Annotated in this window: 28 protein-coding genes and 1 tRNA gene; 9 read left to right on the top strand and 20 right to left on the bottom strand. The window is 69.6% G+C overall.

Translation table 11 applies throughout. The features are described from left to right. Window positions 1–78: 78 nt before the first annotated feature. The 3 genes from trpE to ML342_RS04765 all read right to left on the bottom strand — a co-directional run bounded on the left by trpE (window position 79) and on the right by ML342_RS04765 (window position 3,090). Window positions 79–1,485, bottom strand: a complete 1,407-nt coding sequence (gene trpE, locus ML342_RS04775) for an anthranilate synthase component I (RefSeq protein WP_439655157.1) — start codon at window positions 1,483–1,485, stop codon at window positions 79–81. Window positions 1,486–2,017: 532 nt separating this feature from the next. Continuing rightward, complete coding sequence (gene rpe, locus ML342_RS04770; protein ID WP_439655149.1) at window positions 2,018–2,701, bottom strand: ribulose-phosphate 3-epimerase; 684 nt, start codon at window positions 2,699–2,701, stop codon at window positions 2,018–2,020. Then, window positions 2,698–3,090: a J domain-containing protein gene (locus ML342_RS04765; RefSeq protein WP_240125777.1), complete on the bottom strand. Its 393-nt coding sequence runs from the start codon at window positions 3,088–3,090 to the stop codon at window positions 2,698–2,700. Before ML342_RS04765 ends, rpe begins: the two co-directional genes overlap by 4 nt. Window positions 3,091–3,161: 71 nt before the next feature. Here ML342_RS04765 and ML342_RS04760 point away from each other — a divergent pair, with 71 nt between their 5' ends. Continuing rightward, complete coding sequence (locus tag ML342_RS04760) at window positions 3,162–4,058, top strand: phosphoribosylaminoimidazolesuccinocarboxamide synthase (RefSeq protein WP_240125776.1); 897 nt, start codon at window positions 3,162–3,164, stop codon at window positions 4,056–4,058. A 43-nt stretch (window positions 4,059–4,101) separates the two neighbouring features. Here ML342_RS04760 and nhaA read toward each other — a convergent pair whose 3' ends face one another. The 3 genes from nhaA to hppD are packed head-to-tail and all read right to left on the bottom strand — an operon-like array spanning window position 4,102 to window position 7,806. After that, entirely contained in the window at window positions 4,102–5,313 is a 1,212-nt protein-coding gene (gene nhaA, locus ML342_RS04755; RefSeq protein WP_240125775.1) for a Na+/H+ antiporter NhaA, read from the bottom strand. 60 nt (window positions 5,314–5,373) lie between these two features. Further along, entirely contained in the window at window positions 5,374–6,669 is a 1,296-nt protein-coding gene (gene hmgA, locus ML342_RS04750) for a homogentisate 1,2-dioxygenase (protein WP_240125774.1), read from the bottom strand. Between the two features lie 51 nt (window positions 6,670–6,720). Continuing rightward, window positions 6,721–7,806: a 4-hydroxyphenylpyruvate dioxygenase gene (gene hppD, locus ML342_RS04745; protein WP_240125773.1), complete on the bottom strand. Its 1,086-nt coding sequence runs from the start codon at window positions 7,804–7,806 to the stop codon at window positions 6,721–6,723. Between the two features lie 76 nt (window positions 7,807–7,882). Here hppD and ML342_RS04740 point away from each other — a divergent pair, with 76 nt between their 5' ends. Continuing rightward, window positions 7,883–8,350: a MarR family winged helix-turn-helix transcriptional regulator gene (locus ML342_RS04740; protein WP_240125772.1), complete on the top strand. Its 468-nt coding sequence runs from the start codon at window positions 7,883–7,885 to the stop codon at window positions 8,348–8,350. 89 nt (window positions 8,351–8,439) lie between these two features. On the opposite strand, the gene ML342_RS04735 is transcribed toward ML342_RS04740, so the two are convergent. Together ML342_RS04735 and ML342_RS04730 are read right to left on the bottom strand one after the other, a co-directional pair. Next, window positions 8,440–9,972: a peptide MFS transporter gene (locus tag ML342_RS04735; protein ID WP_240125771.1), complete on the bottom strand. Its 1,533-nt coding sequence runs from the start codon at window positions 9,970–9,972 to the stop codon at window positions 8,440–8,442. Between the two features lie 143 nt (window positions 9,973–10,115). After that, on the bottom strand, window positions 10,116–10,994 hold the full coding sequence (locus ML342_RS04730; RefSeq protein WP_240125770.1) for a tryptophan 2,3-dioxygenase: 879 nt from the start codon (window positions 10,992–10,994) through the stop codon (window positions 10,116–10,118). Between the two features lie 131 nt (window positions 10,995–11,125). Here ML342_RS04730 and pdhA point away from each other — a divergent pair, with 131 nt between their 5' ends. The 5 genes from pdhA to ML342_RS12035 all read left to right on the top strand — a co-directional run bounded on the left by pdhA (window position 11,126) and on the right by ML342_RS12035 (window position 15,049). Next, window positions 11,126–12,202, top strand: a complete 1,077-nt coding sequence (gene pdhA / locus ML342_RS04725) for a pyruvate dehydrogenase (acetyl-transferring) E1 component subunit alpha (RefSeq protein ID WP_240125769.1) — start codon at window positions 11,126–11,128, stop codon at window positions 12,200–12,202. Beyond that, entirely contained in the window at window positions 12,199–13,200 is a 1,002-nt protein-coding gene (locus ML342_RS04720; RefSeq protein WP_240125768.1) for an alpha-ketoacid dehydrogenase subunit beta, read from the top strand. The genes pdhA and ML342_RS04720 overlap by 4 nt, the downstream gene beginning before the upstream one ends. Before the next feature lie 10 nt (window positions 13,201–13,210). Beyond that, on the top strand, window positions 13,211–14,539 hold the full coding sequence (locus ML342_RS04715; protein WP_240125767.1) for a dihydrolipoamide acetyltransferase family protein: 1,329 nt from the start codon (window positions 13,211–13,213) through the stop codon (window positions 14,537–14,539). A gap of 121 nt (window positions 14,540–14,660) precedes the next feature. Next, complete coding sequence (locus ML342_RS04710) at window positions 14,661–14,966, top strand: hypothetical protein (RefSeq protein WP_439655158.1); 306 nt, start codon at window positions 14,661–14,663, stop codon at window positions 14,964–14,966. Further along, complete coding sequence (locus ML342_RS12035; protein WP_439655148.1) at window positions 14,891–15,049, top strand: VOC family protein; 159 nt, start codon at window positions 14,891–14,893, stop codon at window positions 15,047–15,049. Before ML342_RS04710 ends, ML342_RS12035 begins: the two co-directional genes overlap by 76 nt. Before the next feature lie 21 nt (window positions 15,050–15,070). Here the strand turns inward: ML342_RS12035 and ML342_RS04705 are convergent, their stop codons facing one another. From ML342_RS04705 to ML342_RS04665, 9 genes are all read right to left on the bottom strand, one after another. Further along, complete coding sequence (locus ML342_RS04705; protein ID WP_240125766.1) at window positions 15,071–16,390, bottom strand: tryptophan--tRNA ligase; 1,320 nt, start codon at window positions 16,388–16,390, stop codon at window positions 15,071–15,073. A 123-nt stretch (window positions 16,391–16,513) separates the two neighbouring features. Continuing rightward, window positions 16,514–16,642: an entericidin A/B family lipoprotein gene (locus tag ML342_RS04700; protein ID WP_439655147.1), complete on the bottom strand. Its 129-nt coding sequence runs from the start codon at window positions 16,640–16,642 to the stop codon at window positions 16,514–16,516. An 82-nt stretch (window positions 16,643–16,724) separates the two neighbouring features. Further along, window positions 16,725–17,648, bottom strand: a complete 924-nt coding sequence (rocF, locus tag ML342_RS04695) for an arginase (RefSeq protein WP_240125765.1) — start codon at window positions 17,646–17,648, stop codon at window positions 16,725–16,727. Between the two features lie 50 nt (window positions 17,649–17,698). Beyond that, window positions 17,699–17,774: transfer RNA gene (locus tag ML342_RS04690), tRNA-Thr, on the bottom strand. A gap of 43 nt (window positions 17,775–17,817) precedes the next feature. After that, window positions 17,818–18,501: a hypothetical protein gene (locus tag ML342_RS04685; protein WP_240125764.1), complete on the bottom strand. Its 684-nt coding sequence runs from the start codon at window positions 18,499–18,501 to the stop codon at window positions 17,818–17,820. Between the two features lie 9 nt (window positions 18,502–18,510). Continuing rightward, window positions 18,511–19,230 (bottom strand): type III pantothenate kinase, encoded by a 720-nt coding sequence (locus ML342_RS04680; protein ID WP_240125763.1) that lies wholly within the window; start codon window positions 19,228–19,230, stop codon window positions 18,511–18,513. Continuing rightward, entirely contained in the window at window positions 19,227–20,216 is a 990-nt protein-coding gene (birA, locus tag ML342_RS04675; RefSeq protein WP_240125762.1) for a bifunctional biotin--[acetyl-CoA-carboxylase] ligase/biotin operon repressor BirA, read from the bottom strand. Before birA ends, ML342_RS04680 begins: the two co-directional genes overlap by 4 nt. Continuing rightward, window positions 20,213–20,833, bottom strand: coding sequence for a glycerol-3-phosphate 1-O-acyltransferase PlsY (plsY, locus tag ML342_RS04670; RefSeq protein WP_240125761.1), 621 nt, complete (start codon window positions 20,831–20,833; stop codon window positions 20,213–20,215). The genes birA and plsY overlap by 4 nt, the downstream gene beginning before the upstream one ends. Before the next feature lie 58 nt (window positions 20,834–20,891). Then, complete coding sequence (locus ML342_RS04665) at window positions 20,892–22,718, bottom strand: DegV family protein (RefSeq protein WP_240125760.1); 1,827 nt, start codon at window positions 22,716–22,718, stop codon at window positions 20,892–20,894. 127 nt (window positions 22,719–22,845) lie between these two features. Here ML342_RS04665 and ML342_RS04660 point away from each other — a divergent pair, with 127 nt between their 5' ends. Together ML342_RS04660 and ML342_RS04655 are read left to right on the top strand one after the other, a co-directional pair. Then, the gene (locus ML342_RS04660; protein WP_240125759.1) at window positions 22,846–23,148 is read left to right on the top strand and encodes a hypothetical protein; all 303 of its coding nucleotides are present in this window, start codon (window positions 22,846–22,848) and stop codon (window positions 23,146–23,148) included. Window positions 23,149–23,161: 13 nt separating this feature from the next. Beyond that, a complete protein-coding gene (locus ML342_RS04655) occupies window positions 23,162–23,920 on the top strand; it encodes a M90 family metallopeptidase (RefSeq protein ID WP_439655146.1) in 759 nt (252 codons plus the stop codon). Between the two features lie 24 nt (window positions 23,921–23,944). On the opposite strand, the gene ML342_RS04650 is transcribed toward ML342_RS04655, so the two are convergent. From ML342_RS04650 to ML342_RS04640, 3 genes are all read right to left on the bottom strand, one after another. Then, entirely contained in the window at window positions 23,945–25,300 is a 1,356-nt protein-coding gene (locus tag ML342_RS04650) for an ATP-binding protein (RefSeq protein WP_240125813.1), read from the bottom strand. A gap of 114 nt (window positions 25,301–25,414) precedes the next feature. Then, on the bottom strand, window positions 25,415–26,098 hold the full coding sequence (locus tag ML342_RS04645; RefSeq protein WP_240125758.1) for a response regulator transcription factor: 684 nt from the start codon (window positions 26,096–26,098) through the stop codon (window positions 25,415–25,417). Window positions 26,099–26,154: 56 nt separating this feature from the next. Next, complete coding sequence (locus tag ML342_RS04640; RefSeq protein WP_240125757.1) at window positions 26,155–26,496, bottom strand: PepSY domain-containing protein; 342 nt, start codon at window positions 26,494–26,496, stop codon at window positions 26,155–26,157. Window positions 26,497–26,609 lie beyond the last annotated feature (113 nt).

Raw genomic sequence — 26,609 nt, 5'->3', positions numbered from 1 at the left:
GCGGCGCGCGCAGGCCGAGCTCGCCGGCGCTGACCCGGGCCGCGGTGGCATCCAGGCCGCGCAGCCGGCGCGCCGCGGCTACAGGCCGCGGGCCGCCTGCGCCACCGCGCGGAACAGGGCGCGGCCCTTGTTCATGGTCTCTTCCCACTCTTTCGCGGGATCGGAGTCGTAGACGATGCCGGCACCGGCCTGCACGTGCAGGCGGCCGTCCTGGATCACCGCGGTGCGGATGGCGATGGCAGTATCGGCATCGCCGTGCCAGCCGATGTAGCCGATCGCGCCGGCGTACACGTTGCGCTTGACCGGCTCGAGCTGGCGGATGATCTCCAGCGCGCGGATCTTGGGCGCGCCGGACACGGTACCGGCAGGGAAGGTGGCGCGCAGCACGTCAGTATAGCTCAGGCCCTCCTGCAGGCGGCCGGTGACCTCGCTGACGATGTGCATGACGTGGCTGTAGCGTTCGATCACGAAGCGCTCGCGCACCTCCACGCTGCCCGCCTGCGACACCCGCCCGGCATCGTTGCGGCCGAGGTCGATCAGCATCAGGTGCTCGGCGCGCTCCTTGGGGTCGGCCAGCAGCTCGGCCTCCAGCGCCGCATCTTCCTCCGGCGTGCGCCCGCGCGGGCGGGTGCCGGCGATCGGGCGCACCGTGATCTTGCCGCCCTGCTGGCGCACCAGGATCTCGGGCGAGGAGCCGACCACCTGGGTGCCGCCGACGTCGAGGAAATACATGTACGGCGACGGATTGAGCGCGCGCAGCGCGCGGTACACATCCACCGGGCGCGCGCGGAACGGCACGCTCATGCGCTGGCTGAGCACCACCTGGAACGCATCGCCGGCGCGGATGTAGTCCTTCACCTGCTCAACCGCGGCGATGAAACCCTCGCGGGTGAAGCCGCTGACGAAGTCGGCCTCGTCCAGCGCCGCCGGCTGCAAGACTTCCGGATACGGCGCGCCGCCGTGGCGCAGGCGATGGGTGAGCGCATCCAGCCGGCGGTTGGCGCGCGCCCACGCCTGCGGCGCGCGCGGGTCGGCGTGGACGATGAGGTACAGCCGGCCCTTGAGGTTGTCGAACACCGCCAGCTCGTCGCTGAGCATCAGCAGGATGTCGGGCGTGCCCAGCTCGTCGGGCTTGGCGTTGGCGCGCAGGCGCGGTTCGATGTACTCGATGCATTCGAAGCCGAACCAGCCGACCAGACCGCCGGTGAAGCCCGGCAGGCCGGGGATCTCCGGCACCCGCTGCTGCGCGCGCAGGCGCTCGACCTCGGCCAGCGGATCGGCCACTTCGCGCGTCTCCACCACCTCGCCGTGCTCGCGCACGGTCAGGGCATGACCGCGGAACTCGTACACCCGCCGCGCCGGCAGGCCGATGATCGAATAGCGCCCGAAGCGCTCGCCGCCTTCCACCGACTCGAACAGGTAGGTGTGCGGGCCGTCCGCCAGCTTGAGATAGACCGACAGCGGGGTGTCGAGGTCGGACAGCACCTCGCGCACCACCGGGACCAGGGTGTAGCCGTCAGCAGCGGCCTGGGCGAAGCGTTGTTGCGGGGACGAAGCGGGGACGGTCACGGGGGGATTCCTTGGACGATACGGCAGGGGCGGACGCGGCGGCATCGCCACGCCACCATCGCCCGCCATGCCCGCAGGAAGTGCCCGTCGAAGTGCCCGTCCGCTCCATGCCGCGCACTCTAGCGGCAGCCGCCGCCCGCACGCAAACGCGCCTCCGTCATCTGCCCGTCACCGACGGTGGGCAGCATGGGAGTCCATCGCAGGGATGGCGGACGGGCAGGACGCCCAAATCTTTGTGACGACCGGCGCCGCGCGCCCCCTCGCGGCGCCGGTTTTTTTCGTGCCCGCCCGGCGCGCGCGACCGCCCTGTTCGGGCCACCCGACCAGACCCGCACCCTGCAATGGCGCGTGCACGACCCGGGCAGCCGGCGCCAGGGGCTGCAGACCGTGGAGCTGCTGATGTGGAAGCCGCGCCAGCCGGTGGGCGCGGCGGGGTGAGTCCGGCGGCTCAGCCGCCGCGCGCCTGCGCCACCGCCTGCTTCATGCGCGCGATGATCGCGGCGTAGTCGGGCTGGCCGAAGATGGCGCTGCCGGCGACGAAGGTATCGGCGCCGGCGGCCGCGATCTCGCCGATGTTGTCCGGCTTCACGCCGCCGTCGATCTCCAGCCGGATCGGCTTGCCGCAGGCATCGATCCTTTCGCGCACCCGCCGCAGTTTGTCCAGCGCGGACGGGATGAACGCCTGCCCACCGAAGCCGGGGTTGACCGACATCACCAGCACCAGGTCGAGCTCCTCCAGCACCCAGTCCAGCACCTCCACCGGGGTGGCCGGGTTGAGCACCAGCCCGGCCTGGCAGCCCTGCGCCTTGATCAGCTGGAGCGTGCGGTGCACGTGGCGGCTGGCCTCGGGATGGAAGCTGATCAGGCTGGCCCCGGCCTTGGCGAAGTCGGGCACGATGCGGTCGACCGGCTCCACCATCAGGTGCACGTCGATCGGCGCGGTGACGCCGTGCTTGCGCAGCGCCTCGCACACCAGCGGGCCGATGGTGAGGTTGGGCACGTAGTGGTTGTCCATCACGTCGAAGTGCACCCAGTCGGCGCCGGCTTTGATCACGGCATCCACCTCTTCGCCCAGTTTCGCGAAGTTGGCGGACAGGATGGACGGGGCGATCACGGTGGGCTGCATGCTCATGGCTTCCTGCGCAGTGTCTGGATTCGGTCGTAAGCGGCGTTGATCTCGCGTGATTTCTGTTCGGCGATCCTGCGCAGCTCGGGCGCGGCGCCGGCCACGCGGTCGGGATGGTACTGGCTGATCAAGCGGCGATAGGCGCGGTCGATCTGGGCATCGCTGGCATCCTCGCGCACGCCAAGCACGCGGTAGGCCCAGTCCACGGTGTCGGCATCGTCACGGGCGTCGGCGCTGGGGGGCGCCTCGCGGTTGCGCGCGCGGCGCCGCGGCCGCACGAAGGCATCGTGATCGAACCAGTAGCCGACCAGCCACCCGATCAGCCCCCCCACCGGATGCCGCAGCAGCAGCCAGCCGGCGATGAAGCCCAGGAATTGTCCGTACCAGCGTCGCATCCGCGCAGTGTACAGGGCGCGCCGGGGGTGCCGGCCTTAAACTAGGCGCCCCATCCCCTGTGCGCGCGCTCATGACCACCACCCTGCTCCAGTCCGATCTGCCCGGCCTGAACCTGATCCACCGCGGCAAGGTCCGCGACGTGTTCGACCTCGGCGACGGCACGCTGCTGATGGTCGCCACCGACCGCCTCTCCGCGTTCGACGTGGTGCTGCCCGACCCGATCCCCGGCAAGGGCGAGATGCTCTGCCAGATCAGCAACTTCTGGTTCGACAAGACCGCCCACATCATCCCCAACCACCTGACCGGCATCGACGTCGCCTCGGTGCTGCCGGCGGGCGTGGACGCGGCGCTATACGCCAGGCGCGCGGTGGTGACGAAGAAGCTCAAGCCGGTGCCGGTGGAATGCATCGCGCGCGGCTATCTGATCGGCAGCGGCTGGAAGGACTACCAGCGCACCGGGGCGGTCAGCGGCATCGCGCTGCCCGCCGGCTTGCAGCAAGCGCAGCAGCTGCCCGAGCCGATCTTCACGCCTTCGACCAAGGCAGCGGTGGGCGACCACGACGAGAACATCAGCTTTGCGCAAATGGTGAACCTGATCGGCCGCGAGCTGGCCGAAGCCGTGCGCGACGCCACCCTGGCGATCTATGCCTACGCCCGCGACTACGCCGCGCAGCGCGGGATCATCCTCGCTGACACCAAGTTCGAGTTCGGCACCGATGCCGACGGCAGGCTCTACGTGATGGACGAGATGCTGACGCCGGACTCCTCGCGCTACTGGCCGGCGGAGCAGTACGCCGTCGGCATCAGCCCTCCGAGCTACGACAAACAGTTCGTGCGCGACTACCTGGAGACGCTGGACTGGGACAAGACCCCGCCCGGCCCGCGCCTGCCGCCGGAGGTGATCGCCAAGACCCGCGCCAAGTACGCGGAGGCGCTGGAAAAACTGGCCGGCCTGCGCATCGACTGAAGCGCCGGCACCCCCGGAACCGTGATGCCGCCGCCCCGCGCGCCTAGCGGGCGGCCTGCGCGCGCGGCAGCACCAGCGCCAGCCACAGCAGGCCGGCCAACGCCGCCACCACCGAGGCGCCGAGCACGCCAAGCACGCTTTCGGTGTAGTGCAGCCCCTGCCCGCCGAACGCCAGCCCCGCGATGAACAGGCTCATGGTGAAGCCGATGCCGCACAGCAGGCCCAGGCCCAGCATCGCGCGCAGGTCCATGCCCTCGGGGAAGCGCGCCAGCCCCAGCGCGCGCATCAGCAGCGCCGCGCCGACGATCCCGACCGGCTTGCCCAGCACCAGCCCCAGCCCGATCCCGGCCGGCAGCGGCGCGAGCAGCGCGCCGGGCTGCAAGCCCACCAGCGGCAGCCCGGCATTGACGAAGGCGAACAGCGGCAGGATGGCGTAGGCCACCCACGGATGCAGAGCATGTTCCAGCGTCTCCAAAGGCGAATGCTCGCTGGCGTCGTCGATCGCATTGCGGCGGTCGTAATGCGGGATCATCAGCCCGGTCACCACCCCGGCCAGGGTGGCGTGCACACCTGAGGCCAGCACCAGCCCCCACAGCACGGCACCGAGCACGAGATAGGGCCACAGCGAGACCACCTGGCGCCGATTGAGCACGGCCATCGCCAGCACCACCGCCCCCGCGCCGGCCAGCGCCGTCCACTGCAGGCCCTGGGTGTAGAACAGGGCGATGATCAGAATCGCGATCAGATCATCGGCGACGGCGATGGTGGACAGCAGCAGCTTCATTCCCAGCGGCACCCGCGACCCGAGCAGTGCCAGCACGCCCAGCGCGAACGCGATGTCGGTGGCGGTGGGCACGGCCCAGCCACGCATGGCCTCGGCGTCGGCATGGTTCAGCGCGACGTACAGCAGGGCCGGCACCAGCACGCCGCCGCTCGCGCACACCACCGGCAGCGCCAGCTGCGCGCGGCTGGACAACTGCCCGGAGATCACCTCGCGCTTGATCTCCAGCGCCACCAGCAGGAAGAAGATCGCCATCAGGCCGTCGTTGACCCACCAGTGCAGCGATTTGCCCCAGTCACCGTGCCCCAACGGCGTCTCCCGGAACGCCGCATAGGCCTCGGCCAGCGGCGAGTTGGCCGCTAGCATCGCCAGCAGCGCCGCCACGATCAGCACGATGCCGCCAGCGGCTTCGAGGCGGAAGAATTCGCTCAGCGCGCGCTGGGCGCGCGCAAGTACGCGGATAGGGACGTTCATCGCGCAAGTATGCCATCCGGCCGCGATCGAGCGCGCCGGAGGCCGCGCACAGGCGGCCGCTTACGCCAGGAAATGCCGCACCAGACCAGCCCAGCAGTCAGGGTAATCCTGCTGGCGATGCGCAGCGTCCAGCGCTTGCGCGGTCGGGCGAATCACCGCGCGGGTCTCGAACATGAAGGCCATGGTGTCTTCGATGTAGTCCGGTTTCGATGTGTCGGCGGCGCTGGCCTTCTCGAAGGTGGCCGCATCCGGCCCATGCCCGGTCATGCAGTTGTGCAGCGAGCAGCCGCCAGGCACGAAGCCGTCGGCCTTGGCGTCGTAGACGCCGTGGATCAGACCCATGAACTCGCTGGCGACATTGCGGTGGAACCACGGCGGACGGAAGGTGTCGCGCATGGCCAGGATGCGCGGCGGGAAGATCACGAAATCCATGTTGCTGGTGCCCGGCGTGTCGCTGGGCGAATGCAGCACCAGGAAGATCGACGGATCCGGATGATCAAAGCTGATCGAGCCGATGGTGTTGAAGCGACGCAGGTCGTACTTGTACGGCGTGTAGTTGCCGTGCCAGCCGACCACGTCCAGCGGCGAGTGGTCGATCGGCGCGCGCCACAGGTGACCCTGGAACTTGGCGATCAGCTCGAACTCGCCCTCCACGTCCTCGAAGGCTGCGTGCGGGGTCAGGAAATCGCGCGGATTGGCCAGGCCGTTGCTGCCGATCGGCCCAAGGTCGGGCAGGCGCAGCAGCGCGCCGAAGTTCTCGCACACATAGCCACGCGCCGTCCCGTCCGGCAGCGTGACGCGGAAGCGCACGCCACGCGGAATCACCGCGATCTCCTGTGGCTCCACGTCCAGCACGCCCAGCTCGGTCTCGATGTGCAGGCGGCCCAGCTGTGGGACGACCAGCAGCTCGCCATCGGCGTCGTAGAAGAAGCGGCCCTGCATGTCGCGGTTGGCTGCATACAGGTGGATGCCGACGCCGGTGCCCGCCTGCGGGCCGCCGTTGCCGCCCATGGTGAACAGGCCCGCGACGAAATCGGTGGGCGCCTCGGGCAGCGGCAGCGGGTTCCAGCGCAGCTGCTCCGGGGTCACCGCGCCGCTACCGAAGTCGTTGTGAAAGGTCGGATGCGGCAGCAACGCGAAACGGCCGTGGACTGCCGCCGGGCGGATGCGGTACAGCCAGCTGCGGCGATTGGCGTGGCGCGGCGCGGTGAACGCGGTGCCGGTGAGCTGCTCGGCGTACAGGCCGTGCGCGACACGCTGCGGGGAGTTGCGCCCGACCGGCAGCGTGCCGGGAATCGCCTCGCTGGCGAACTCGTTGCCGAAACCGCTCTGGTAGCCGTTGCTCTGGATCACCATGGTCTGCTCGCTCTGGAGGTCCCGCCGCGCGGCGGGCGGAAATCACCGCGGTTACAGCACGCCGCGCCGCATCTGGTCGCGCTCGATGCTCTCGAACAGGGCCTGGAAGTTGCCTTCGCCGAAACCTTCGTTGCCCTTGCGCTGGATGATCTCGAAGAAGATCGGGCCGAACGCGTTTTGGGTGAAGATCTGCAGCAGCTTGCGCGTCTTGGTCTCCGGGTCGGCGTCGATCAGGATCTTGTTCCTGGCCAGGCGCGGCACATCCTCGCCGTGATTGGGGATGCGCTGATCGATCACTTCGAAATAGGTATCGGGCGTGTCGAGGAACTCGACCCCGGCAGCGCGCATCTGCTCGACGGTGGTGTAGATATCGTCGGTAAACAGGGCGATGTGCTGGATGCCCTCACCCTTGTACTCGCGCAGGTATTCGTTGATCTGGCTCTTCTCGTCGGACGACTCGTTCAGCGGGATGCGCACCACGCCGTCCGGCGCGGTCATCGCCTTCGACAGCAGGCCGGTCTTGGCGCCTTTGATGTCGAAGTAGCGGATCTCGCGGAAGTTGAACAGCTTCTCGTAGTACTCCGACCACTTCTGCATGTTGCCCACGTACAGGTTGTGGGTGAGGTGGTCGATGAAGGTCAGGCCGAAGCCCTTCGGATGCTGGTCCACGCCCGGCAGCGGCTCGTAGTCGGCGTACAGGTCGGCGCGCCCGTCATCGACCAGATACAGCATGCAGTCGCCGATGCCCTTGATCGCCGGCGTGTCCACCGCGGCGGTCTCCGGCTTGTGGTCGGCCTTGGCGCCACCGTTGGCCAGCACGTGCGCCAGCACCTCGGCGGTGGGTTTCTTGAAGCGGATCGCAAAGCCACAGGCGGACGGGCCATGCTGAGCCGCGAAGTCGGCCGCGAAGGAATCTTCCGATTCGTTCAGCAGGAAGTTGATGGCGCCCTGACGGAACAGGGTGATCGGCCGCGCCTTGTGCCGCGCCACCGCGGTGAAGCCCAGCCTCTCCAGATAGTCGCGCATGCGCGGGCCTTGCCCGGCCGGCGCGGCGAACTCGACGAACTCGAACCCGTTGATACCCATCGGGTTTTCGAAGGTAGTCGGCTGCATGCCAAGATTCGGTTGCGCGCTCATGTGAAGGGCCTCAGCATCGGGGAGTCCGTTTTATAGTTGCAATTGCAACCATTTTCAAGGCACCCTGCCCACCGCCATGCCCGAACACGCCCAACTCATCCTCGAACGTTTCTTGCCGTACCGCCTGAGCGTGCTGACCAATCGCCTCAGCAACGCGATCGCGCGCGAGTACTCGCAGCGCTTCGACCTTAGCGTGAACGAGTGGCGGGTCATGGCGATCCTCGGCCGCACCCCGGACCTGTCGGCCAACCAGGTGGCACAGCGCACGGCCATGGACAAAGTGGCGGTGAGCCGCGCGGTGGCGCGTCTACTGGCAGCCGGCCGAATCGAGCGCGAGTTCGATGAGGACGACCGCCGCCGCTCGGTATTGCGCCTGTCGGAATCAGGCTATGCCATCTACGACCAGATCGTGCCGCTGGCACTGGCATTCGAGCGCCAGGTGCTGGACGAGCTCTCGGCCGACGAACGCGCGCTGCTGTTCCGCCTGCTCGACCGGCTGGATGAGCTGGAGCTGCGCGCCGAATCCGCGCATTTCACGGGCTGAAGCTACGCCGCACACGCAAACGGCGGCCCGCAGGCCGCCGCCGCACATCGCGCCGGATCGCATCCGCGGACGGATGCGACGATCCGGACTTACTTCACCCCGTGCATCCAGCGCTGGATCAGCGGAGCGATGAGGAACAGCAGCACGCCCGAGCCCACCAGCGCATAGAAGCCGAAGGTGTAACCGGCGTGCGCCGAGGCCACGGTCATGCCGCCTTCGCCACTGACGTGGCCGGCGAAAATGCCCGCCAGGTTGTTGCCGATCGCGATCGACAGGAACCAGCAGCCCATCGCCAGGCCCGCCAGCCGCGAAGGCGCCAGCTTGGTGGTCATCGACAGACCGATGGGCGACAGGCACAGCTCGCCCACCGACTGGATCACGTACACCATGAACAATGTCCAGAACGGGATCTTGCCGTTGGCGTCGAGCATGCTGGACAAGGCCACCATCAGCAGCAGGAAGGCCAGGCCGTTGAAGATCAGGCCGAGTCCGAACTTGCGCGGGATGATTGGGTTGTACTTGCCCATCTTCACCCACAACCAGGCCATGACCGGCGCCAGCACGATGATCGCCACCGAGTTCACCGACTGGAACCAGGACACCGGGAAGTCATTGGTGCCGGCCAGCGCCTGGAACAGGCCCGGCATGCCGAGGTCGCGGTTGACGATCTTGTCGGCCAGGAAGTTGAACGAACTGCCGGCCTGCTCGAAGAACATCCAGAACAACACGTTGAACACGAAGATGGTCAGCATCGCCATCACCTTGTCGCGTGCTACCTGGCCTTCGACCACGCCCTCGCGCACCAGCATCACTGCCGGGATCACGAACAGCGCCATCAGGATCGCCTGCAGCAGGCTGGCGTCGATGGTCAGCAGGGCATAGAACAGCGGAATGCCGATGATCACGCCAAACACCAACACCAGGCTGACGTTGCGCAACCCGGCCTGGTGCGCGGCCGGCAGGCCGATGCCCTTGAGCTGGCGGCGGCCGAACCAGAACCACACCAGGCTCAGCAGCATGCCGATACCGGCGGAGATGAACACGATCTTGTAGGCCGGCATGTCCTCGATGCCGAAGATCTTCTTGGCCAGGTACTGGGTCACCAGCGGCGCCAGGAGCGCACCGAGATTGATGCCCATGTAGAAGATGGTGAAGCCGGAATCGCGGCGTGCGTCGCCCTGCGCGTACAGCTTGCCGACCATGGTGGAGATGATCGGCTTGAACAGGCCGTTGCCAACGATGATGGTCGCCAACCCGAGCTTGAACACACGCTCATCCGGCACTGCCAGCAGGAATAGCCCGGCCGACATCACGATCGCGCCCAGCAGGATCGAGCGCTGATACCCGATCAGCTTATCGGCAACATATCCGCCGAAAATGGCCCCCGCATACACCAGCGCCAGATATGCGCCGTAAAGCTCGCTTGCCGGTTTTTCGCCGGCAGCATCACCTCCGTAAAACTGGGCCACGATGTACAGCACCATCGCCCAGCGGATGCCATAGAACGCGAAGCGTTCCCAAAACTCCGACATGAACAGCATCCACAGCGGGCGCGGATGCCCCATCAGCTGCGGAAATTCCGGTGGATTCACCGGGGTGGGCGTGTCTACGGCTCCGCTCATGCGGCGTCCCTCTCGTCGTCACTCATGTGGATTGCAAAGGATGTGAACCGGGCCATCACGGGCACGGAACCGCGCGAGGATGGCCGAGCCGATGCGCTGCCGTCAAACCCGGCCGCTATTGCAGCGCAACAAACTTCGAGACGTCAGGACGCGCCAGAGCCGATCGTGGTGCGCACTTCGAACAGCTCGGGGAAGAAGCTCAGGTCCAACGCACGCTTGAGGAAAGCCACGCCGCTGGAGCCGCCGGTGCCACGCCTGAAGCCGATGATCCGCTGCACCGTGCGCATGTGGCGGAAGCGCCATAGCTGGAACTGGGTTTCCAGGTCCACCAGGTCTTCGCATAGCTGGTATTCGCGCCAATAGCGGGTGGTATCCGCGTAGATGCGCTCGAACACCGGCAGCAGCGCGCGGTCGAGCGCATGCGGCTGGCTGAAGTCGCGCACCAGATGCGCATCCGGCACCGCGTGACCCCAGCGCGCCAGATAGCGCAGGAACTCGTCGTACAGGCTGGGCGCACGCAGCACCGCCTCCAGCGCCGCATGCGCGGCCGGATCGTGCGCGAACACCTTGAGCATCGCCGCATTCTTGTTTCCAAGCAGAAACTCCAGGGTGCGGTACTGCAGCGACTGAAAGCCCGACGCCGGGCCCAGCACGTCGCGGAATTCCATGTACTCCGAAGGCGTCAGCGTCTCCAGCACCGACCATTGCGCGGTGAGCTGGTCCAGCACGCGCTTGCAGCGCGCAGCCACCTTGCCGAACTGCCAGACGCGATCGTTGCGCAGGTGCGCGATCGCCGCGGTCAGCTCATGGATCAACAGTTTCAACCACAGCTCGCTGGTCTGATGCTGGATGATGAACAGCATCTCGTCGTGGTGCGGCGGATTCGACAGCGGCTGCTGGGCCGACAGCAGGCGATCCAGCCGCAGATAGCCACCGTAGGTGAGGCGCCCGGCGAGGTCGGTGTGGATGTCGGCTTCGAGATCGCGCCGGTTGGCGCCCGCAGTGTCGTGTTCGCTGGTCATCTTGGGATTGTCGCATGCGGCCGCAGCGCGACGCCTGATCGTGGTCAAACCCATGGCGATGCCGCAGCGCGCAACGAACCGTCATGGGCCACCCGTTATCATAGAGCGATTGCTCCAACTCCCAGGCGAATATGAGCACGGCCGCCCACTTCGAGATCGAATACCTGCAATACCTCAAACCGGACGGCACTCTGGCCGGCCCGCTGCCACCGGCGGTGCCCGATGCCAGCGCCCTGCTGCCGCTGTTCAAGCAGATGCTGCTGGTGCGTACCTTCGACGGCAAGGCGATCGCCCTGCAGCGCACCGGCAAGCTGGGCACCTATGCCAGTTGCCTGGGGCATGAGGCCACCCATGTCGGGATTGGCGCATCGCTCCGCCCCGAGGACGTGTTCGCGCCCAGCTATCGCGAATACGGCGCGCAATTCATGCGCGGCGTGCGTCCGCGCGAGGTGCTGCTGTACTGGGGCGGCGACGAGCGCGGCAACCTGCTCACCGGCGGCCCGGCGCACGACTATCCCTGGTGCGTGCCGATTTCCACCCAGTGCCTGATGGCCTCGGGCGCGGCGCTGAGCTTCAAGCTGCGCGGACAAAACCGGATCGCGGTGGCCTGCTGCGGTGACGGCGGCAGCTCCAAAACCGACTTCTACGCGGCGGTCAACTCGGCCGGCGCCTACACCCTGCCGCTGGTGCTGTGCGTGATCAACAACGGCTGGGCCATCAGCGTGCCGCGCAAGGCCCAGACCGGCGCGCAGACGCTGGCGCAGAAGGGGCTGGCTGGCGGCCTGTACTGCCTGCAGGCCGACGGCAATGACCTGGTCGCAGTATTGGAAGCGATGCGCCGCGCCACCGAACGCGCGCGCAGTGGCGAAGGCGGCAGCGTCATCGAGTTCCTGACCTACCGCCTGCACGATCACACCACCGCCGACGACGCCCGCCGCTATCGCAGCGAAGAGGAAGTGAAGGCGGCATGGCAGAACGAGCCGTTCATCCGCCTGCGCGCGTTCCTGACCGCTGCCGGCCTGTGGGACGAGGCGCAGGAGCAGGCCTGGATCGAGGAGTGCAGCAAGCAGGTGGATGCCGAAATCAACGCCTATCTGGAAACCCCGGTGCAGCCGGTGGAAGCGATGTTCGATTACCTGTACGGGGACATGCCGGCCGACCTGCTGGCGCAGCGGAATGCCGCGATCGCGCTGGAGGGCCGGGCATGAGCGCGCAACCCATCACCCCTGCTCCTATCACGCTCATCGAGGCGATCACCCAGGCGCTGGCCTATGAGCTGCGCCACGACGACAGCGTGGTCGTGCTGGGCGAGGACGTGGGCGTCAACGGCGGCGTGTTCCGCGCCACCGCCGGCCTGCAGCAGCAGTTCGGCGCCACCCGCGTGCTGGATACCCCGCTGGATGAAACCACGATCGCCGGCCTGACCGTGGGCATGGCCAGCCAGGGGATGAAGCCGGTCGCCGAGGCGCAGTTCGACGGCTTCATGTACCCGATGGTGGATTTCATCGTCTGCCACGCCGCGCGCATGCGCTACCGCACCCGCGGCCGCCTGACCTGCCCGATGGTGCTGCGCGTGCCGTGGGGCGGTGGCATCCGCGCGCCCGAGCACCACAGCGAAGCCAACGAGGCCATCTTCACCAACGTGCCGGGCCTGCGCGTGGTGATGCCCAGCTCCCCGCAGCGCGCCTATGGCCTGCTGCTGGCCGCGATCCGCGACCCGGATCCGGTGATCTACATGGAGCCCAAGCGGATCTACCGTCAGTACAAGGAGCTGGTGCCAGACGACGGCCAGGCGCTGCCGCTGGACGTGTGCTACGTGCTGCGCGATGGTCACGACATCACCCTGGTGACCTGGGGCGCACAGGTGAAGGAAACCCTGGAAGCCGCCGACAAGCTGGCCACCGAAGGCATCAGCGCGGAAGTCATCGACGTGGCCACGCTCAAGCCGCTGGACTTTGCCACCATCGCCGAGTCGGTGGCCAAGACCGGCCGCTGCGTGATCGTGCATGAAGCTGCCAAGACGGCGGGCTTCGGCGCCGAGGTAGCCGCCCGCATTGCCGAGGAATGCCTGTTCGACCTGCTGGCGCCGGTCGAACGCGTGACCGGTTACGACACCCACATCCCGCTGTTCCGCCTGGAAATGAAGTACCTGCCCAGCGTGGACAAGATCGTTGCCGCCGCCAAGCGCGCGCTGACCTACTCGTAAAGGACGCCCCATGAGCAAGAAGTTCTTTCTGCCCGATCTCGGCGAAGGCCTGCCGGACGCCACCATCGTGGAGTGGTACGTCAAGGAAGGCGACATCATCCGTCTGGACGAGAACCTGGTCTCGATGGAAACCGCCAAGGCGGTCGTGGACGTCCCCTCGCCGGTGTCCGGCAAGGTGCTCAAGCTCGCCGGCGGCCCCGGCGATGTGATCGCCACCGGCGCCCTGCTGGCCGAGTTCGAGATCGACCCCAGCCTGCCGCAGCGCGCGGAAGGGCAGGACACCGGCCATCACCACCACGCCGCGACGGAACCCGCGGCGCCTGCGGCACCCGCGCCGGCGCCCGCCGCCAAGGCGCAGCCGCAAGATGCCGGCACCGTCGTCGGCGCGATGCAGGTCGGCGATACGGTGGTGAGCGAAGCCGCGGTCGCAGTGGGCGGGGTCAAGGCCGTGCCCGCCGTGCGGGCGATGGCGCGCAAGCTGGGCGTGGACCTCGCCCGCGTGCGTCCCAGCGGCCCGGACGGCACGGTGACCATGGACGACGTCAAGCGCGCCGCCGCGGACGGCTCGGCCAAGGCTGGCGCCACGCCTGCCCGTAGCGTCGCCGCGGCGGCGCCCGTGACCGCCGCCGCCCCGTTACAGCGCAGCGCGCTGTCGCAGTCCGGCAAGCCGATGCGCACCCAGCCGCCGGGCGTGGCCGCCTCCGGCCAGCCCGAGCAGCTCAAGGGCGTGCGCCGCAACATGGCGCGGGTGATGGCCGATGCCCACGCCAAAGTGGTGCCTACCACCCTGGTGGACGACGCCGACCTGCACGCCTGGATCGGCAAGCAGGACATCACCGCGCGCCTGGTGCGGGCGATCGTGGCTGCCTGCAAGGCAGTGCCGGCGCTGAACGCCTGGTTCGATGGCGAGGCGCTGAGCCGCACGCTGCATCCACACGTGGACATCGGCATCGCGGTGGACACCGACGACGGTCTGTTCGTGCCGGCCCTGCGCAATGCCGACATGCTGGACGCGCGCGGCATCCGTGAAGGCATCAACCGCCTGCGCTCGCAGGTGGAGAGCCGCACCATCCCGGCCAGCGAGCTCACCGGCTACACCATCTCGCTGTCCAACTTCGGGATGTTCGCCGGCCGCTACGCCACGCCGGTGGTGGTCCCGCCGTGCGTCGCCATCGTCGGCGCCGGCAAGCTGTGCCACGACGTTGTGGCGGTGATCGGCGGCATCGAGGTGCACCGCCGCCTGCCGATCTCGCTGACCTTCGACCACCGCGCCTGCACCGGTGGCGAGGCGGCGCGCTTCCTCAAGGCGCTGCTGGACGACCTGGCGCTGCCACAGTGATCCCGCGACAATGATCCCCTCGGCGGCGGGCCCCGGCCCGCCGTCGTCGTTGATGCCGCCTGCTGCGCCTGCAGATGCAGGCTGGCGCTCGCATGACGGCTCGCCCACTGGAGCTCCCGCCATGGCCCATCGCAGCCGCCTGGCCGGCTTCATCATCGACTGCAGGACCGACGGGCTCGACGCCGCCACCGACTTCCGGGCGCAGGCCCTGGGGTGCACCGTCGCCGAGCGCGATGCGGGCGACGCCGCCGCGCGCTACCAGCGGCTGGGCGAGACGTCCGGCGACCTGCACATCGAGGTGCAACAGGTGGAGCACGCCTCGCGCGTGCACTCGCCATCGAGACGGACGACGTGCACGCCAAGGCTGCCCGGCTGGAAGCGCTGGGCGCGAAGAAGATCGCCTTCGTGCACGAACGCTGGTGGGTGATGGAAGCACCGACCGGCCAGCGGTTCTGCGCGGTGCCGATGGCACATCCCGAGCGCGGGCTTCCGCCGCGAACCTGGGATTGATCCCTCCCGCCTGCGGCGCGCCTATGGCTTGCCTGACGCGCCCTCCAGCGCCGCCGCCACGAATGCCGCCAGCGCGGCGTTCACCTCCTCGGTGGTGACGCCCTCGCCCAGCATGAAATCGCTGCCCGGCTCTCCGACCTCGCCCTGCTTGAGCGCCGCCAGGCGCTGGCCGGCATCACGTGGAGAGTCGAAGCCGATGCTCTGCAGCAGCACGCGCTCGCCCTGCACCAGCTTGAAATAGAACTTGCCGTCGGCATCGCGGTACTGCTTGAAGGTCGGCGCCTCGCCGGCCTTGCGCGGGCGCTCGGCGGCCGCCGGCACACTGACCCGCGACAGATCGCGCAGGCCCACCGCCTCGCGCAGGCGCGCGATCATGGGCCGCGCATAGGCCTCGCGCAGGCGCGCGGCGCCGTCGCGCAGGATCGCCTCGATCTCGCCGGGGCGCGCCATCAGCGCCTCATAACGTTCGCGCAGCGGCGCGATTTCGGCGTCGATCCGCTCGAACAGCGCCTGCTTGGCCTCGCCCCAGGCGATGCCGGCGGCGAATGCGCGGGCGAAGGCGGCGGTCTCCTCGCGCGAGGCGAAGGCCTGGTAGAGCTGGAAGATCGCCGAGCCTTCGGTGGGCTTGGGCTCGCCGGGGACGCGCGAGTCGGTGACGATGCCGGCGATCAGCTTCTTCAGCTCGGCGCGCGGCGCGAACAGCGGAATGGTGTTGCCGTAGCTCTTGCTCATCTTGCGGCCGTCCAGGCCCGGCAAGGTGGCCACCTGTTCGTCTACCACCGCCTCCGGCAGCACGAAGTAATCGCCGCCATACACATGGTTGAAACGCTGGCCGAAGTCGCGCGCCATCTCGATGTGCTGGATCTGGTCGCGCCCGACCGGCACCCGCTGCGCGTTGAACAGCAGGATGTCGGCCGCCATCAGCACCGGATACATGAACAGCCCGGCGGTGATGCCGGCGTCATCGTCCTCACCCTCGGCGCGGTTCTTGTCCACCGCTGCCTTGTAGGCATGCGCGCGGTTGAGGATGCCCTTGGCGGCCACGCAGGTGAGCAGCCAGGTGAGCTCGGGGATCTCGGGAATGTCGCTCTGGCGGTAGAACCAGACCTTGTCCGGCTCTAGCCCGCAGGCCAGCCAGGCGGCGGCGATTTCGAGCGTGCTGCGCTGGGTGCGCGCCGGGTCCTGCGCCTTGATCAGGCTGTGGTAGTCGGCCAGGAAGTAGAAGCTTTCCACCTCTGGCCCGCGCGAGGCGGCGATCGCCGGCCGGATCGCGCCGACATAGTTGCCGAGATGGGGGGTGCCGGAGGTGGTGATGCCGGTCAGGACGCGGAGCTTGCTCATTCGACGGTGTGCGCTGGCACGGACAGAGCGCCGCATTCTAACCGGCGCGGCGCGATACAACCGCGCCCAAGCCGTGCACGGGGCCTACATATCTCCGCCCCGTGCGCCTTGCCCTGTGCCCGCTTACTTACCGGCGCGCTCGATCGCTTCGCCGGCCTTCTTCACATCCTTGCCAATGCCTTCGACCGTATTGCAGGCAGACAAAAGCAGCGTGCACGCCAGCATGGTCAGTACCCACTTGCCGATACGCATCATCGAAACTCTCCTGCGGTGAAACGACGGCGGCAGCTTAGAAGCAGGCCGGCAGCGGCGCAATGTCCGCGCGACACCCCGCTCAGTCGCGCATCAGGGTGGATTTGCCGAACAGGCTCTCGACCAGATCGACCGCCAGCTTCGCGGTGGCGTTGCGCTTGTCCAGGGTCGGGTTGATCTCGACCACGTCGAGCGAGCCCAGGCGGCCGGTATCCGCCACCATCTCCATGATCAGCTGCGCCTCGCGGTAGTTGATCCCGCCCGGCACCCGGGTGCCGGTTCCGGGGGCGATGGCCGGGTCCAGCATGTCCACGTCGAAACTCACGTGCAGGTGGGTGTCCGCATCCACCCCTTCCAGCGCCTCTTCCATCGCGCGGCGCATGCCGACCTCGTCGATGTAGCGCATGTCGTAGATATCGAGCCCATAGTCCTTGACCAGCCGCTTCTCGCCCGGATCGACCGAGCGGATGCCGATCTGGCGCACCTGATCCGGCGTGATCGCGGGGGTCACCCCGCCAAGGCGAGTCAGCGCCTCCGGGCCCAGCCCGCACAGGCAGGCCACCGGCATGCCGTGGATGTTGCCGCTGGGGGTGATTTCGGAGGTGTTGAAATCGGCGTGCGCGTCCAGCCACAGCACGCGCAGGCGCTTGCCGCTGGCGCGGCAGTGCGCGGCCACCGCGGCGATCGAGCCGATCGCCAGGCAATGGTCGCCGCCGAGCAGGATCGGCAGGCGGCCATCCTGCAGCTCGCGAGTGGCGCAGTCGAACACCGCGCGATTCCAGGCCGCCACTTCTTCGAGATGGCGATAGCCGCCTTGAGGCGGCGCCATCGGATTGCGCGGGCCTTGCACATCGCCGACATCGCGCACATCGACGCCGCGCGCAGCCAACGCCTCCACCAAACCGGCCACGCGCAGGGCTTCCGGCCCCATCGAAGCCCCGCGCCGGGAGGCGCCGATGTCGGTGGGAGCGCCGAACACAGAGACGGGTAGATAGGAACGGCTCATGAATCCTCCTGGAGTGATGCCAGATGCCGGCACATCACGGGCCTCGACGCTGGTGCCGCTTGTCCGGATCGAACGGACGACCTGCTGTTTACAAGACAGCTGCTCTACCGACTGAGCTAAAGCGGCAGGATGGTGGATTCTAGCAGCCACGACCGGCGCTGGCCGCGGCTCAGCGCGCCGCAGGGCAGGCCTTCGCGGGCGCAATCGCCGCCACCCGCGCCGGCTCCACGCCAGCGGGGATGCGCGCGTCCAGCCAGCCCACTCCAGCGGCCGGTTCCACCGGGGCCATCTGCGCCTGCACGCCCTTGCCGGCCAGTTCTTCCACTCGCCGGCGCGCGCCGGCTTCGCTGCTGAAACGCCCCAGCGCGATGCCGTTGGCGTCCTCGCCTGCCGTCAGCACGAACAGGTCGCGCACGCCGGAGGCCTGCAGGCGCTCGGCCAGCGCCTGCGCTTGCTCGCGCGAGGGCTGCGGCGGCAGGAACACCTTCCAGCCGCGCGCCTTGCCGGCGGCGGCCGGCACCACGCGCACCGACGCCCCGAGCGCAGCCAGCGCCACCTGCGCGGCATCGCGCGCGGTCGTGTCCGCGAACGGACCGAAGCGCAGGCAGGAGGCCGCTGCCGGGGATGCGACCGCAGGGGGCGCGGCCGTCGCGGCGGCTGTGGTGGAGGGCGTGGCGGGTGCAGGCAGCGCGCTGGTCGCCCCCGCGGCGGAAGGCGTAGCTTCCGTCAGCAGGCGCAAGCCCGGACCCTCGCGCACCGGGGCATCCACCGGCGGCGCGGGCGCGAAGGCCCACCAGCCGGCGGCGCCGAGGTTGAGCATGACCAGCATGACGATGGCGGCGCGCAGCAGCATCGCCGCAGTTTATGCGATCCGCAGCGCGTGCCAGCGCGCCAGCCCCTGCAGCACCGCATCCGGCACCCACACATGCGTGGGCAGGTGCGCGCGCAGCGCCTCGGCGCCGCCGCCGTGCAGGCGCAGCGTCGGCGTCTTTCCCAGCAGATCGCGCGCGGCGCGCAGACTGCGCTCGATCAGCGCCAGCGCCGCGCCCTCGCAGCCGGAAGCCAGCGCAGCGGCGGTATCGTCCGCGAACTCGGCATACGCGCCGCCGCACTCCGGCAGCTGCGCGGCGCGCGCGTGCAGCGATGCGCGCATCAGCTCGGGGGATGGCGCGATGCGGCCGCCGCGATGGCGCCCCGCGGCATCCACCAGGTCGAGGGTGAGCGCGGTGCCGACCCCCACCACCAGCATGGCCTGTCCGTCGCATTGGCCGAGCATGGCCAGGAAGCGATCCACGCCCAACCGCTGCGGGGCGGCATAGGCGATCCGCAGCGGGCCCAGCGCGGCCTCGGTGGCGACCAGATGTATCCGCGCGAAGCGCGGCAGCAGCGATTCCAGCAGCGCCACCCGGCGCGTATCGGAGGCCACGCTGGCGATGCAGGCCACCGCGCCGGACGGCAGCCCCTGCAGCCAGGCCTCGCCCTCGTCGTGCGCCAGTGCGCGCACCGCGCCGATCTGTCCCTCCTCCAGCAGCGGGGCGCATTTCAGGCGAGTATTGCCGAGATCGAACAGCCAGGTGCTCATGCGCGCACGCTCACTTCGCCGGCGTGCAGCAAGCGCTCGCGGCCGTCCTCGCCGCGCACCCGCAGCGCGCCGTCGGCGGCCAGCCCCAACGCCTGCGCGGAAGAGGTTCCGGCCGCCTCGTGCAGCCATATCCGGCGCCCGGCGAGCGCATCCAGCGCGGCATAGCGCGGCAGGAATGGCGCCAGGCCTTCGGCATCGAACTGCGCCAGCGCGGGCAGCAGGTGCCGCAGCAGCTGCGCCACCACCGCGTTGCGCGGCGGCGGCGGCGACGCGAGGGCCGCCAGGTCGATCCAGGGCTGGTCGATGGCCGCGGCGAAGGCGGGCGGCATGCGCACGTTCAGGCCCAGCCCGACCACCGCACGCGCCGCGCCGCCGGCCTCGCCGCCGCCTTCCACCAGCAGCCCGCCGAGCTTGCGCAGCCCGGCGCCCTCGGCCACCACCAGGTCGTTCGGCCACTTCAGGCGCACCGGCGCGAATCCCAGCGCCTGCAGCGCCTCCGCGGCGGCGATCCCGGCCACCAGGCTCAAGCCCGCCAGGCGCGCCAGCCCGCCTTCGAAGCGGCGCGCCAGCGACAGGTACACATGCGCCGCCAGCGGCGATGCCCAGCGGCGGCCGCGGCGCCCACGCCCGGCGGTCTGGCGTTCGGCCAGCAGCACCGCGCAGCCGCGCGCCGGGGTCTCGCGCTGCAGCAGGCAGGTGTTGGTGGAGTCCAGCGTCCACGCCACCTCCAGCGCGGCCAGCTCGGCGCGCACGGCGGCGGGCAGCGCGGCGCGGATGGCGTCCGCCTCCAGCAGATCCAGCGCCTGTGCCAGATGGTAGCCGCGCCCGGGCAGCGCGGTGATCGCCAGGCCGGCCGCGCGCAGGGCCTCGATCCGCTTCCACACCGCCGCGCGGGTCAGCCCGAGCTCGCCGGCCAGCACGTCGCCGCTGACCGGCCCTTGCGCCAGCCGCTGCAGCAGCGCGCGCTCGTCACGCCCCTCGCTCATGCGCGCGACCGCCAGCGGTGCCACAGGCGCGCCCGTTCGAAGCGGGATTCGGTGCCGCGCCACAGCCGCTGCAGATTGCTGCGATGGGTGAACAGCAAAAACAGCGCCAGGGCAAGCGCAAACACCATTCGCGCAGACGCCGCCGCCTGCCAGTAGGCGAGCAGTGGCAGGCTGAGCCCGGCCAGCACGGTGGACAGGCCGACATAGCCGCTACTCAGCAACACCAACCCCCACACAGCAAGCAGCGGCAGAACCGCTTGCGGCCACAGCACCAGCAGCGCGCCGACCGCGGTGGCGGCGCCTTTGCCGCCGCGGAAGCCATGCCACAACGGCCACACGTGGCCGACCACCGCCAGCGCCGCCGCCGGATACGCCCAGCCCGGCGCCAGGCGCAGGCCCAGCCAGGCCGCGAGCGCGCCCTTGCCGACATCGATCGCCACCACTCCCAGCGCGAAGCGCCAGCCCAGGGTGCGCAGCGCATTGGTGCCGCCGGCGTTGCCGCTGCCGTGACGGCGGATGTCCACTCCGCGCAGGCGGCCCAGCAGCAGGCTGCCAGACAGCGAGCCCAGCAGGTAGGCGGCCAGCAGCACGCCGGCATCGGCAAGCGTCATCGTCATGCGCGGATGATACGCAGCCGCGCGCGCGGCCCGCACCTGCGCGGCGCGGCCTGCGGACTCACGGCGCCGGCTGCAGCCCCACCACCAGGGTGCCCTGGCCGGCATGCGCGCCGACCGCCGGCCCCACTTCGACCAGATACGCTTCCGCCACGTCCAGGCGCTGCCGCAGCGCCGCCAGCAGGCGCTCGCCGTCGGCCAGGGCATCGGCATGCCCGACGATCAGCCGCCAGCGCTGGCCGGCTGGCACCCGCCGCGCGACGTGGCGGGCGAAGGCCTCCGGCGCGCGCCGCCGCGCCAGCAGCCCGCCGGCCACCTTCAGCAGGCCCTCGGGGCTGACCTTGGCGATCGGGGTCAGCCCGGTCCAGCGCACCAGCGGGCCGGCCCAGCGCGGAATGCGGCCGCCGCGCACGGCGTGGCGGATGTCGCGTGCCATCGCCCAGGTGCGGGTGAGCGGGCGCAACCGCCGGATCTCGGCGGCGATCGCCTCGGCATCCGCGCCGGCCTGCGCCAGTTCGCCGGCGCGCCAGGCCAAGAGCGCCTGCCCGGCGCTGACCTGCCCGCTGTCCACGCACCGCAGCGGCCGCGCCTGCGCGCGCGCGGCGGTCTCGGCCGACTGCAACGTGCCCGACAGCGGCCGCGACAGGCCCACGTACACCGCCGCCGGCTGGTAGGCCAGCACGTGCTCGAACACACGCCGAAAATCGCCCGGCGGCGGCTGGCTGGTCTGCGGCAGCTGCGCCGAGGCCGCCATGCGCCGATAGAACTCGGCTGCGGTCAGCCCCAGCCGGTCGAGATAATCGCGCCCGTCCAGGCTCACCCGCACCGGCACCACGTGGATGCCGTAGCGGTCGGCCAACTCCTGCGGAAGGTCGGCGGCGCTGTCGGTGAGCACCGCCACCTGCCCCGGTGATTCCACGCTGCGCTGCTGCAGCAGCATGTCGTCGGCCTTCATCGCCTCCACCCGGCCGAATCCGGCGCACACGTCGAACAGCGTCTGCGGCGCGCCGGCATGGCCGTGCACGCGCACCCGGCTGCGGCTGCCCGCCACCACCAGGGAATCGATGCCCTGCGCCTCCAGCGCCGCGCGCAGGGCCGCGCGGTCGATCGCCTCCCCAACCACCAGGCACTCGGTGCAGAACCGGCGCTGCGGGTCGATGTCCTCGTGCACGTGCGCCACCGGCTCGGCCTCGATGTGGACCGCCGCCGCGCCGGCGCGCAGCGCGCGCGGACCAGCCTCGGCGTAGTCGGCGATGCCTTCCAGCCAGTCCACGAAGCCGCGCGCGCCGGCATCCACCACCCCGGCCTTCTGCAGCATCGGCATCTGGCGCGGCGTCTCGGCCAGCGCCTGCCGCGCACGCTGCAGCCCTGCGGCAAACGCTTCGCGCAGACCGCAGCCAGGACGCCGCGCGCGCTCGTCCAGAGCGTCGGCAAAGGCCGCGATCACGCTCAGGATGGTGCCCTCCACCGGCTGCGCCAGCGCCGCGCGCGCGCTGTCGGCGCCACGCCGCACCGCCTGCGCCAGCGCCGGCGCGTCCAGCCGCGGCAGACTGCGCACGTGCTCGCCCAGGCCCACCAGGAACTGCGCCATGATCGCCCCGGAATTGCCGCGCGCGCCGTCGATCGCTTGGTTGCCGACCTGCACCAGCAACTCGCCGGCATGCCGGCTGCGCCGCCCGAGCACGCCGTGCAGCACGCTGCCAAGGGTCGAGGCGAGATTGCTGCCGGTATCGCCATCGGGCACCGGGAACACGTTGATGCGATTGAGCTCCTCGCGCGCGGCGATCACCCGGCGCGCGCCGGCGATCAGGGCGCGGCGCAAGGCGGCGGCGGTGATGACAGTAGCAGCAGGCGCGGGCAGGGCGGGATCGAAAACGGCATCGTGCATGCCACCAGTGTGCAGAGAGGCCCGCTTCTATGCTTGCTGCGACGCAGCAGCGCGCGTCCGCCAGCACTGTTATAGTCGAGAGCCGGACAATGCATCCGCATCGTCCGCCCTCGCCCGGTGACCGTCCATGCGCCTGCCCTCCCCGCGCCAGCTGCTGGTCTGCCTTGCCCTGACGGGCGCGTTCGGCCCGGCTGCGGCCGCCGACATGCGGCATCCGGCGCCGGAGAGCGCTCCGCCCGCCGATCCGGCGCCCGCGCAGCTCGACCGCCTGGACGAGGTGGACATCGACGGCGCGGTGGCTGCCAGCCATCCGGCGCGCGCACCCAGGCCGAAGGCCGCGCCCACGGCGCCGGCCCGCAGTGGCGACAGCGGCGACAGCCGCATGCTGCCCTCGCGCTTCCACAGCTTCCTGCCGGGCATGTTCCGTTGACCCCACGGCTGTCGTGATCTGGCCGTTCCGCCGTCGCCAACGCGCCGCTTCCACGCCCGAACTCGATCCAGCCCTGCTGCGCCAGGCCAGTGCGGGACTGCCGTGGCTACGCGGCTTGGATCCCACGTACCAGCAGCGCCTGCGCATCCTGGCGGCGAAGTTTCTGCAGGATAAGACCATCACCCCGCTCGCGGGCTTGACCCTGAACCCGGTGCAGCGCCTGCGCCTGGCCCTGCTGTGCTGCATGCCGCTGCTCGAGTTTGGCGCCGAAGGCCTGCACGGCTGGCACGAACTGGTGGTGTATCCGGGCGCGTTTCGCGCCCGCCGCAGCCACATGGATGCCTACGGCGTGCTGCACGAAGGCGAGCAGGAGCTGATCGGCGAGGCCTGGATGCACGGTCCGCTGGTTCTGTCCTGGGCGGATGTGTGCGCCGACATCGCCGCCCCGACCGATGGATATTGCGTGGCAGTGCACGAAATGGCGCACAAGCTCGACGCCCTGGATGGCGTGATGGACGGCACTCCACCGCTGCCGCGTGCCTGGCAGCGACAATGGGCGGCCGACTTCCAGCGTGCCTACGATGCGCTGTGCGACGCCGTCGATGCCGGGCGCGACACGGCGATCGATCCCTACGCGGCGGAAGCCCCGGAAGAGTTCTTTGCCGTCTGCAGCGAGTACCATTTCAGCGACCCATCCACCCTGCGCGCGGCGATGCCGCAGGTGGCCGAGCACCTCGAACGCTTCTACGGCAAGCCGCTGCTGACGCGCTGAAAGCTCCGCCGTTCACCCCGGGCACTACAGCCCGCCCGGCAGTTCGACTTCGAAGCGCGCGCCGCCCAGCTCTTCGGAACGACCGACGTGCAGCTGCCCCCGGTAGCTCTTGATGATGTCCTGCACGATCGACAGACCGATCCCGTGACCCTGCACGCGCTCGTCGCCACGCACGCCGCGCTGCAGGATCAGCGGAATGCGCGCCTCCTCGATTCCCGGGCCGTCGTCCTCGACCACGATCCGCAGCCCCGGCCGCTGCCCCGCCGGCCCTGGAATCTCGCGCACGCTGAGCAACACGCGCGCCTTCGCCCACTTGAACGCATTCTCCAGCAGATTGCCGAGCAGCTCCTGGAGGTCACCGAGCTCGCCGTGGAAACGCGCTTCCGGCGCGATGTCGAACTCGCACAGCACCCCTTTGCGGGCGTACACCTTCTCCAGACCGACCACGATCTGCTCAGCCTGCGGCTCGATCTCCACCGGCGCGGAGAACAGCACGTGGCCGGAACGCGCGGCGCGCGCCAGCTGATAGCTCACCAGATCATTCATCCGCCGCAGCTGCGTATCCAGTTCCTGGCGCAGCTCGGCCTCGCTGGCATCGCTGTCCAGGCGCGCGCGCAGCACCGCCAGCGGCGTCTTCAGGCTATGCGCGAGATCCGCCAGGGTGTTGCGCTGGCGCTCGAGGTTCTCGCGCTCGCTGCGGATGAAGGCATTGATGCTCTCGGTCAGCGGCTCCAGCTCACGCGGATGCGCCTGGCTCATGCCCGCCGCCTCGCCGCGCTGGACCCGCTCGAGCTCCTCGATCACATCCCCAAGCGGCCGCAGGCTCCAGCGCAGCACGAACGTCTGCAGCAGCAGCAACACCAGGCCGGCGCCGCCGAGATACCACCACAGCGCGGCGCGGAATGCCGCGACCTGGCGCGCCAGCGCGGTGCTGTCCTCGAGGATGTACACCGTGTACGGGATCTCGCGGCCGCCGCCCTCGTCGTCGCTCAGGGTCAACCCGTAGCCGAAGCGATAGGCAAGGCCGGGCGCACCGTTGATCTGCCTAAACGGCAGCGGCCCCTCGAACACCTGCTTGCCGGGCGGCAGCATCGGTGCCGGCGGCAGTTCCGGCCCCTGCGCGGATTCCGATTCCCACCGCCCATCCTTGAGCACGATCTGCGCATACAGCCCGCTGCCGGGACGCCGGAAGCGCGCATCCGGCGGATCCCACGGCGGAATCACGCTGCCGTCGCGGGCAAAATCACTGTTGGCATACGCCAGCGCATAGCTATGCAGGCGTTCGCGCAGTCCGCTTTGCGCGGTGCGCTGGAACGCGCCGTCGAGGGCGAAGCCGGCCAGCGCCAGGAAGGCGACCAGGCCCAGGCTGGCCGCCCACATCTGGCGTGAGCGCAGCGAGCGCGGCTGCGCGATGCGCAAGCGGTACCTGCGCGACGGTGTGGTCTCTCCGTCAGCGTCGACCGGCGCGGTCGTCATGCGCGCCCCGCTGCGAGCTCACTCGCCGCTACGCGGTATGGCGAAACGGTAGCCGCGGCCGCGCACGGTCTCGATCGGCTTGAGGGTGCCATCCGGGTCCAGCTTCTTGCGCAGGCGGCCGATGAAGACCTCGAGCACGTTGGAATCGCGGTCGAAGTCCTGCTGGTAGATGTGCTCGGTGAGGTCGGCCTTCGAGACCAGCTCGCCGGCATGCATCATCAGGTATTCGAGTACTTTGTACTCATAGCTGGTCAGGTCCACGTTGCTGCCGTTGACGCTGACCGTCTGCGCGGCCAGATCCAGGGTCACCGGCCCGCATTCCAGGGTCGGCTTGCTCCAGCCGGCGGCGCGGCGCATCAGCGCGTTGATGCGTGCCAGCAGCTCCTCGACGTGGAACGGCTTGACCAGATAGTCGTCGGCGCCCTGCTTGAGGCCGTCCACCTTGTCCTGCCAGCTGGAGCGCGCGGTGAGGATCAGGATCGGGAACTTCTTGCCCTCGTCGCGCAGGGCCTTGATCAGCTCCATGCCGCTCATCTTGGGCAAGCCAAGGTCGATGATGCCGACGTCGAACGGCACCTCGCGTCCCATGTACAGACCCTCTTCGCCATCCTGGGCGGCATCCACTGCATAGCCTTCGCGCTTCAGGCGGGCTGCCAGCGTCTCACGCAGCGGGGCTTCGTCTTCGACGAGCAGGATACGCATGGTCACTCCTTAGGAATCGCTGAAATGAGAAGAGGGCAATCGCATACGGCGAGGCGTCAGTCGCCGCCATCCGCGGCGGACGGCGGCCGTCGCCCGCCATCGCCGCGGCGAGCGGGATCCTGCATGTAGACACGCACCCGACCCTGGTCGTCCACCACCTTCACCCGGTGCATGTCGCGACCGTCGAACTGGACGCGCTCGGCCGACAGCACTTCGCCGCGGGTGTCGCGCTCGGCGCGCCGGATCGCCTCCGACAGAGTGTCACGCCGCGGCGGCATTTCCATCGCCGGCTGCGCGCGCTCGCGCGGGGCACCCTGCTGCATCCACGGTGGCAGCTGCTGCGCCCAGGCCGAGGCCGTCGGCAGCGCGCCCAGCACGGCGGCGGCCAACAGATTCATCGGGACATGCGGAAAGCGAGACATCGGGGCAGTTCGATCATCCACGGCGGTGACGGGCATTCTTGAAATCCAGGGGTGAACCCCCCCTGAAGTTTCCTGAACAGGATACCGCG

It is taken from the genome of Thermomonas alba (assembly GCF_022419205.1).
Classification (GTDB): Bacteria; Pseudomonadota; Gammaproteobacteria; order Xanthomonadales; family Xanthomonadaceae; genus Thermomonas; species Thermomonas alba.
This window is presented reverse-complemented; position numbering and strand designations above follow the sequence as displayed.

What these genes read in the sequence shown, in the direction of transcription:
- ML342_RS04680 (WP_240125763.1), bottom strand. Translation starts at nt 19,230, where the DNA reads ATGAGCACCTGGCTGTTCGATCTCGGCAATACTCGCCTGAAATGCGCC.
- ML342_RS04710 (WP_439655158.1), top strand. Translation starts at nt 14,661, where the DNA reads ATGGCCCATCGCAGCCGCCTGGCCGGCTTCATCATCGACTGCAGGACC.
- ML342_RS04700 (WP_439655147.1), bottom strand. Translation starts at nt 16,642, where the DNA reads ATGCGTATCGGCAAGTGGGTACTGACCATGCTGGCGTGCACGCTGCTT.
- plsY (WP_240125761.1), bottom strand. Translation starts at nt 20,833, where the DNA reads ATGACGATGACGCTTGCCGATGCCGGCGTGCTGCTGGCCGCCTACCTG.
- ML342_RS04650 (WP_240125813.1), bottom strand. Translation starts at nt 25,300, where the DNA reads ATGTGGGCGGCCAGCCTGGGCCTGGTCGCCTTCCTGGCGCTGGCCGGC.
- birA (WP_240125762.1), bottom strand. Translation starts at nt 20,216, where the DNA reads ATGAGCGAGGGGCGTGACGAGCGCGCGCTGCTGCAGCGGCTGGCGCAA.
- ML342_RS04740 (WP_240125772.1), top strand. Translation starts at nt 7,883, where the DNA reads ATGCCCGAACACGCCCAACTCATCCTCGAACGTTTCTTGCCGTACCGC.
- ML342_RS04640 (WP_240125757.1), bottom strand. Translation starts at nt 26,496, where the DNA reads ATGAATCTGTTGGCCGCCGCCGTGCTGGGCGCGCTGCCGACGGCCTCG.
- rpe (WP_439655149.1), bottom strand. Translation starts at nt 2,701, where the DNA reads ATGAGCATGCAGCCCACCGTGATCGCCCCGTCCATCCTGTCCGCCAAC.
- hppD (WP_240125773.1), bottom strand. Translation starts at nt 7,806, where the DNA reads ATGAGCGCGCAACCGAATCTTGGCATGCAGCCGACTACCTTCGAAAAC.
- ML342_RS04665 (WP_240125760.1), bottom strand. Translation starts at nt 22,718, where the DNA reads ATGCACGATGCCGTTTTCGATCCCGCCCTGCCCGCGCCTGCTGCTACT.
- ML342_RS04760 (WP_240125776.1), top strand. Translation starts at nt 3,162, where the DNA reads ATGACCACCACCCTGCTCCAGTCCGATCTGCCCGGCCTGAACCTGATC.
- ML342_RS04685 (WP_240125764.1), bottom strand. Translation starts at nt 18,501, where the DNA reads ATGCTGCTGCGCGCCGCCATCGTCATGCTGGTCATGCTCAACCTCGGC.
- ML342_RS04705 (WP_240125766.1), bottom strand. Translation starts at nt 16,390, where the DNA reads ATGAGCAAGCTCCGCGTCCTGACCGGCATCACCACCTCCGGCACCCCC.
- ML342_RS04660 (WP_240125759.1), top strand. Translation starts at nt 22,846, where the DNA reads ATGCGCCTGCCCTCCCCGCGCCAGCTGCTGGTCTGCCTTGCCCTGACG.
- rocF (WP_240125765.1), bottom strand. Translation starts at nt 17,648, where the DNA reads ATGAGCCGTTCCTATCTACCCGTCTCTGTGTTCGGCGCTCCCACCGAC.
- hmgA (WP_240125774.1), bottom strand. Translation starts at nt 6,669, where the DNA reads ATGGTGATCCAGAGCAACGGCTACCAGAGCGGTTTCGGCAACGAGTTC.
- nhaA (WP_240125775.1), bottom strand. Translation starts at nt 5,313, where the DNA reads ATGAACGTCCCTATCCGCGTACTTGCGCGCGCCCAGCGCGCGCTGAGC.
- ML342_RS04720 (WP_240125768.1), top strand. Translation starts at nt 12,199, where the DNA reads ATGAGCGCGCAACCCATCACCCCTGCTCCTATCACGCTCATCGAGGCG.
- pdhA (WP_240125769.1), top strand. Translation starts at nt 11,126, where the DNA reads ATGAGCACGGCCGCCCACTTCGAGATCGAATACCTGCAATACCTCAAA.
- ML342_RS04645 (WP_240125758.1), bottom strand. Translation starts at nt 26,098, where the DNA reads ATGCGTATCCTGCTCGTCGAAGACGAAGCCCCGCTGCGTGAGACGCTG.
- ML342_RS04765 (WP_240125777.1), bottom strand. Translation starts at nt 3,090, where the DNA reads ATGCGACGCTGGTACGGACAATTCCTGGGCTTCATCGCCGGCTGGCTG.
- ML342_RS04715 (WP_240125767.1), top strand. Translation starts at nt 13,211, where the DNA reads ATGAGCAAGAAGTTCTTTCTGCCCGATCTCGGCGAAGGCCTGCCGGAC.
- ML342_RS04735 (WP_240125771.1), bottom strand. Translation starts at nt 9,972, where the DNA reads ATGAGCGGAGCCGTAGACACGCCCACCCCGGTGAATCCACCGGAATTT.
- ML342_RS04730 (WP_240125770.1), bottom strand. Translation starts at nt 10,994, where the DNA reads ATGACCAGCGAACACGACACTGCGGGCGCCAACCGGCGCGATCTCGAA.